The organism is Streptomyces sp. NPDC059906, assembly GCF_042730645.1.
GTDB classification, from domain to species: domain Bacteria; phylum Actinomycetota; class Actinomycetes; order Streptomycetales; family Streptomycetaceae; genus Streptomyces; species Streptomyces rubrogriseus.
This window is the reverse complement of sequence record NZ_JBHWKU010000042.1, coordinates 53,929-60,578: the sequence shown is the minus strand read 5'-3', so window position 1 is coordinate 60,578 and position 6,650 is coordinate 53,929. Positions and strand designations below refer to the sequence as shown.

General features: G+C 75.7%; 5 protein-coding genes. 3 read left to right on the top strand and 2 right to left on the bottom strand.

Going from position 1 to position 6,650, the window contains the following annotated elements:
* A partial coding sequence (locus tag ACFV9J_RS36770; protein WP_385362014.1) for a hypothetical protein occupies positions 1–2,574 on the bottom strand: 2,574 nt, incomplete at its 3' end.
* A 208-nt stretch (positions 2,575–2,782) separates the two neighbouring features.
* Between ACFV9J_RS36770 and ACFV9J_RS36765 the strand changes: the two genes are divergently transcribed.
* Genes ACFV9J_RS36765 through ACFV9J_RS36755 form a run of 3 tightly spaced genes read left to right on the top strand, consistent with a single transcriptional unit; the run spans position 2,783 to position 5,369 of the window.
* Positions 2,783–4,216, top strand: coding sequence for a S8/S53 family peptidase (locus ACFV9J_RS36765; RefSeq protein WP_385362001.1), 1,434 nt, complete (start codon positions 2,783–2,785; stop codon positions 4,214–4,216).
* An 8-nt stretch (positions 4,217–4,224) separates the two neighbouring features.
* Positions 4,225–4,863: an RNA polymerase sigma factor gene (locus ACFV9J_RS36760; protein ID WP_030870319.1), complete on the top strand. Its 639-nt coding sequence runs from the start codon at positions 4,225–4,227 to the stop codon at positions 4,861–4,863.
* On the top strand, positions 4,860–5,369 hold the full coding sequence (locus tag ACFV9J_RS36755) for a hypothetical protein (RefSeq protein WP_385361999.1): 510 nt from the start codon (positions 4,860–4,862) through the stop codon (positions 5,367–5,369). Before ACFV9J_RS36760 ends, ACFV9J_RS36755 begins: the two co-directional genes overlap by 4 nt.
* Before the next feature lie 24 nt (positions 5,370–5,393).
* Here ACFV9J_RS36755 and ACFV9J_RS36750 read toward each other — a convergent pair whose 3' ends face one another.
* A complete protein-coding gene (locus ACFV9J_RS36750; RefSeq protein ID WP_385361998.1) occupies positions 5,394–6,617 on the bottom strand; it encodes a cytochrome P450 in 1,224 nt (407 codons plus the stop codon).
* Between the last annotated feature and the right edge of the window lie 33 nt (positions 6,618–6,650).

Here is a 6,650-nt window from a genome sequence, read left to right as displayed (position 1 = left end):
TTGGTGCTCGTCGTGGTCCGGTCCGGCCTGTGGTGGTGCTGAAGGCGTGCCGGCCGGCTGGGCGCGTTCGCCGGGACCTGGCGCGCCCGATGCCGGCCCTCGGTGTGGCCCGGCGGGTTCCCCGTGCTCCCCGTGGCCCGGGGTGGAGCGTGGCGGCACCGAAGGCGTGCCGGGCGGCGGTTGGTGCTCGTCGTGGTCCGGTCCGGCCTGTGGTGGTGCTGAAGGCGTGCCGGCCGGCTGGGCGCGTTCGCCGGGACCTGGCGCGCCCGATGCCGGTCCTCGGTGTGGCCCGGCGGGTTCCCCGTGCTCCCCGTGTTCCCCGCGACCCGGCGCGGAGCGCGGCGGCGCCGAAGGGGGGTCGGCAGGATCCGGGTGTCCACCGCGCTCCCGTCCGTCCCCCGGTGGCAGTCGGCGCGCCCCGGTCGGGGGCGCGGGCGACGGGCTCCCCGTCCCGGCCCTCCCCGGTGGCCGCGCCCCCGCGTACCGCTCGGCGAGTTCCGGCACCTCGGCGCCGCCGCTCGCCAGGCCGGGGCCGCGGACCAGGACCTGGCGGCCGCCGGGCGGGGGAGCGGTGTCCCTCGCGCGCAGCCAGCTGCTCGCCGACGGCGACACGCTGAGGACGCGTTCCCGCAGGACCGGCAGCAGCGCCCACGGCACCCGGTGCAGTCGGCCCGGCGGGACCACGACGACCGGGCCCGAGCCGAGGTGGGCCGCGGCGGGCCCCAGCAGCAACTGCTGGAGGCGCGCGCCCGCCGCCTCCACCAGCGGCAGCCGCGCCTCCGCACCCGGATGCGCCAGCCGCCGCAACCCGGCCTGCACGTGCTCCGCCTCCACCTCCGCCTCGGCCAGCAGCCCGGCCTCGAAGCGCCGTACCCGGCCCTGCCCGCACAGCAGCACGTGCACGCGCCCGTCGAGCACCGCCAGCTCCACCAGCCGCACCTCGTCGCCCAGCCGCCGCAGCAGCCGCCCCACGTCGAACCGGTCGCCGTCGCCGGGCGCCTCGCCCCGCATGTGCAGGGTGCGGGAGCGGATCTCCCGCTCCAGGCGCCGCTGTTCGCGCTCCAGGGCGGGAGCGGGCCGGCCGCCGTCCGTGCGGGCCTCCTCCGCGCGGGCGGCGAGTTCCCGGAACGCCGTCATGGCGGTCAGCAGCACCGGATCGGCCGGCGGCCGGGTCGGCGGCGCCGACAGCACCGTCGCCCGCCAGCGCTCGCTCCAGCCCAGCAGCCGCCGCGGCCCGCCCGAGACCAGCGACGCCCGCTGCGCCAGCGCCGCCAGCTCCGCACCCTGCGCGGTGGCCCGGGCCCGCAGCTCCGAGGCGCCCAGCGTCATCCGGTGGTCGTCGAGGACGTCCAGACCGCGCCGGCAGGCCTCCAGGACGCCCCGCGCCGACCCGGCCGCCCGCGCCCGCAGTGCCTGCGCCGCCCAGCCCGTCATCCGCGCCAGCGGCGGCCCGCCGTGCCGGCTGCGCGCGGCCACCGCCAGATGCCGTTCCGCGTCCGCGGTCCAGCCGAGGTCCAGCGCGATCCGGCCCGCCAGCAGCGAAGCCTCCGGCGCGGCCGGCGCCCCGAAGGCCGCCAGCCGTTCCGCCACCGCCGCCGCGTCCGCGACCAGCCGGCCCGATCCGCGGCCCGTGGCGACCCGGGCCTCGATCAGCACCAGCCGGGCGTGCGTCTCGTACCAGGTGCGCCGCTGCCCGGCGAACAGCCGCACCGCGACGGCCGCGCGCGCCAGCGCGGTCTGCGGCTCGCCCGCCAGCCGGGCCGCCCGCGCGGCCACCAGCAGCAACTCCGCCTTGCGGGTGGACTGCCCGCCGATCCCGTCCAGCGCCGCCACGGCCCCGTCCGCCTCCGCCAGCGCCTCCGTGGCCAGCCCCGCCGCCATCAGCACCTCGCAGCGCCGGATGGTGAGCATGAACGTCGGCGTGCCCAGCTTCCCGTACCGCTCCTCCGCCTCGTCCAGCAGCCGCAGCGCCGCCGGTACGTCACCCGACCGGAAGGCCGCCAGACCCCTGCTCTCCACCGCGTCGGCCTTGTCGTGCTCCTGGCCCGTGGTGTCCCACAGCGCCTCCGCCGCGGTGAAGTCGGCGTCCGCCCGCTCCACCGAGCCCAGCGCGAGATGCACGGTCGCCCGCAGCGTCAGCGCCCGCGCCGTCCAGATCACGTCGTCGGCCTGCCGCAGCACCGGGATCGCTCGCCGTACGTCCTCCAGCGCCTCCCCGTGCCGGCCGAGGACCCACCACACGTAAGCCCGCCGGAACAGCACCCGCGCGCGCGTGTGGCCGCTCCCGCGCGCCACGCCCCGCTCGAACGCCTCCAGCCCCGCCCGCGTACGCCCGGCGTGCACCAGCGCGACCCCGAGCGTGGCCAGGACGTCCGCCTCCCGCTCGGCCGAGTCCGCGCGCGCCGCGAGGTAGCGGGCCCGCCGCAGATGGGCCAGGGCACGCCGGGTGTCGCCGAAGTCCCGCTGCCAGATGCCGATCACCTGATGGGCGACCGAGGCGTGCAGCGGCGAGGGGTCCGCGCCGAGCAACTCCTCCGCCCGCGTCAGCGCTTCGCCCGGGGCGGCGAACACCATCGGCAGCAGGTCGAGAACCGAGTCGTTGCGCGCTGTCACCCCACGGATGGTAGTGCTCCGGAACCACGCCACACAGGTTCGAGTCTGTATCAATCGGCCGCCCCGGGACTCTGATTGACGACCGCCGCCACCACCATGGTCGCGACCGCGGCCGCCCCGGCCGCGCCCACGACCCTCGTCACCGCCGCCGCTCAGTGGAGGACAAGCCATGGCACCACAGCGATTCCGCGAGCAGTTCGACCAGATCCAGCGCTCGATGCCGGACGTCCCGCTGGCGATGGGCCCGGACGACTCCGCCGAGTTCTTCTACGAGAAGGGGATCGTCCTCGCCCGCGACGGCGAGGAGGCCCGCATCGTCGAGGACACCGTGCGCGACCACTTCACCACCATGGCCGGGCTGACCCCCGACCACGTGCGCCGGGCCAGTCCCGAGACCAACCGCACCGGCATCACCCGCATCCGGGTCGCCGACCCCGGCGAGGGCGCCCGCGACGGCGACCCCACCGTCGCCCACGCCCTGCGCTCCCTGCGGACGATGGAGGGCCGTGCGGGCCGCCGGCTGATCAGCCGCAACCACGTCGTCTCCATCGCCGTCAACGCCTGCCCCGGCGACGAGCCCGTGCCCGTCCCGCTGAGCGAGCCGCCCAACCCGGCCGCCGACACGGCGCCGTACGACGCCGAGACCGCCGTCGGCGTCCTCGTCATCGACACCGGCCTCATGCACGACTACCGGTCCTACCCGCTGCTCGCCCACACCGAGGGCGACGCCCAGATCAGGGAGTGCGACGACGACGGAATCCTGTGCCAGTACGTCGGGCACGGCACCTTCATCGCCGGGCTGGTCGCCGCCGTCGCGCCCAACACCGACGTGACCGTCAGCAACACCCTCAACGACGCGGGCGCGATCCTCGAGTCGGAGCTGGGCGAGAAGCTCTTCGAGGCCGTCGACCGCGGCGGCTGGCCCGAGGTCCTCAGCCTCTCCGCGGGCACCTCCAACGGCCGCACCGACGGCCTGCTCGGCGTCCACGCCTTCATGGAGGAACTCCGCGACCAGCGCACCCTGCTGGTCGCCGCCGCGGGCAACAACGCCAGCGCCACGCCCTTCTGGCCCGCCGCCTACGCCACCCTGCCCGGCTGGGAGGACTCGGTGCTGTCGATCGGGGCGCTGCGCTCCGACGGCGAGTTCGGCGCCTGCTTCAGCAACCACGGCGGCTGGGTGCGGGCCTACGCCCCCGGCGAGCGCCTCACCAGCGCCCTCACCGGCTTCGGGACACCCGTGCCGTACGTCTACCAGCATTCCACCTACGACGCCTGCCGGTTCGGCTTCACCTACGCCTGCACCTGCCAGTACCCCCGGCACAACGGGGTGCTGAGCGAGCCGGGCGAGGCGCCCGCCAAGCCGGACCAGGTGATGTTCGAGGGGCACGCCCAGTGGAGCGGCACCTCCTTCGCCACCCCCGTGGTCGCGGGGCTGGTCGCCTCCCGCATGACGGCGCACAAGGAGACCGACCCGCGCGCGGCCGGCCGGCAACTGCTCGCGGCCAACACCGAGTACGCGGAGGTGCGCGGGGCGCACGTGCCCGCGCTGCTGCCGCCCACCTGGCGCCCGGTCCCCGTCGACCCGTCGGAAGGCGGGTCGTGAACGGCCTGCTGGCGGTCGGAACCATCCACTCCACGGCGTACGATGGCAGGTCGTACACGAGGGGTGGGACCGTGGACCGTGCAGATGTCGGGGCGCTCGTACAGTCGGCGGCCGACGGGGACGCGGCGGCCTGGAAGTCACTGGTGGACGGACTCGGCCCGCTCGTGTGGTCCGTGGCCAGGTCGCACGGGCTGTCCGACGCCGACGCGCACGAGGTGTACCAGACCGCCTGGTTCCGCTTCGCCCAGCACCTGGGGCGGATCCGGGAACCGGAGAAGACCGGCTCCTGGCTGGCGAGCACGGCACGGCATGAGTGCCTGAAGCTGCTCAAGGCCTCCAAGCGGTGGACGCCGACCGACGATCCACAGCTGCTCGACCGGCCGAGCGAGGAGCGTACGCCCGAGGAGTCGGTGCTCGACTCCGAGGAGGCCGCCGCGCAGACCGAGCGCGTACGGCTGCTGTGGCAGGAGTTCGAGGAACTGGGCGAGCGGTGCCGCCAGTTGCTGCGGGTGCTGATCTCCTCGCCGCCGCCCAGTTATCAGGAGGTGTCCGCCGCGCTGGGTATCGCGGTGGGCAGCATCGGGCCGATGCGCCAGCGCTGTCTGCGCCGGCTGCGGGCCCGGCTGGAGGCACGGGGGACGAAATGAGCGATCTGAACGACGAGCGCGACGAGCGCGACGAGCGCGACGAACACGGCGAGTACGACGAGCGCGACGGAGAGCTGCACGACGGTCTGCTGGAGGAGGAGCTGCGGCAGGCCGCCGCGATCCTGGACCCGGTCCCGGCCGAGCTGCGGCGGACCGCCGTCGACGCCTTCGTCCTGCACGACCTGGACGCCCGCGTCGCCGAGCTGACCTTCGACTCGCTGGTGGACGGCATCCCCGTCAGGGGCGAGACGGACCCGCCGCGGATGCTGACCTTCCGCACGGACGCGGTGACCGTCGACGTCGAGGTGACCGCGGACGGCCTGATCGGCCAGCTGCTGCCGCCGGGCCCCGCCGGGATCGAGGTGCTGAGCGGCCCGCGGGCCCACGCGCGGCTGACGGCGGACGACATGGGCCGCTTCACCGGCGAGGCCCCGCCGGCCGGTCCGTTCGCACTGCGGCTGCGGACCGGCCGGGAGGTGGTCGTGACGGAGTGGCTGCGGGCCTGAACGCACCACCCGCAGGGTGCGGGGCTACCAGGTGCAGGGCAGCGTGCGCGGCCCCCTGATCATGGTCTTGCGGCGCCAGGCCACCTGCTCGGCCGGGACCGCGAGCCGCAGCCCCGGCAGCCGGTCGAGGAGCGTGTCGACGAGCAGCTCGGTCTGCATCCGGGCGAGCACGGCGCCGGTGCAGAAGTGGTGCCCGTTGCCGTACGCCAGGTGCGGGTTGGGGTCGCGGTCCAGGTCGATGCGGTCCGGTTCCGGGAAGACGTCCGGGTCCCGGTTGGCGGCCAGGTACGAGACGTACACCGGCTCACCGGCGGCGATGCGCGTCCCGTGCACCTCGACGTCCTCCAGGGCGATGCGGGCGAGGCCCACCGACGTGCGGTGCGAGATCCAGCGCAGCAGCTCGTCCAGCGCCGTGCCGCGCGCCCCGGGCCGCTCGCGCGTCCGCGCCATCAGCTCGGGGCGGGTGAGCAGCAGGTACAGCATCTGGCCGACGTTGTGCGTGACGGCCTCGCCGCCGATCTGCAGCGGCCCCGCCAGCCCGACGGCCTCCGTCTCGCCGACCTCGCCGCGGCCCACGGCGGCGCCGAGCATCGCGTACACGTCGCCGCCGTCGCTGCCGGCCCGGGCCCGGACGGTCTCGGTGATCCACCCGTACAGGCCCTGCTTCGCCCGCTCGGCGGCCTCGGCACCGCCGGAGGTCGAGATGATCTGCCGGGTCCAGGAGTGCACCCGCTCCCGGTCGGCGGCCGGCACGCCCATCACCTCGCTGACCACGGCGATCGGGAAGGGCTCCAGGACCCGCTCGACCAGGTCGGCCGGCGGGCCCTCGGCGAGGATCCCGTCCACCAGACCGTCCAGGATCTCCTGCGCCCGGGGCCGCAGCCGCTTGGTCGCGCCCACGGTGAACGCGCCCGCGACCGCGCGCCGCAGCCGGTTGTGGTCGGGCTGGTCGGCGAACGCGAGCGAGCCGGGCCGCGGCTTGAAGTGCGGGGCGAGGCGCGTGATCTGACGCCGAGTCACCTCGGCTCGTCCGAAACGCGGATCGTTGGTGATCGCCTTCACGTCGTCGTACCGCGTCGCCAGCCAGGCCCAGCCCTCGCCGTGCGGGAGCCGGACGCGGGTCATCGGCCCCTCGCGCATCAGCTCGGCGAGGACCGGGTCGAACTCCGGGCCGTCCAGGTCGAGGGCGGGCCAGTCCCGCACCGGGGGCGGCGACTGGCCGGTGAGCGTGGTGGTCTCCTGCGTCATCCCCCCACCCTCGCCGCGCACCCGCCCGGCTGT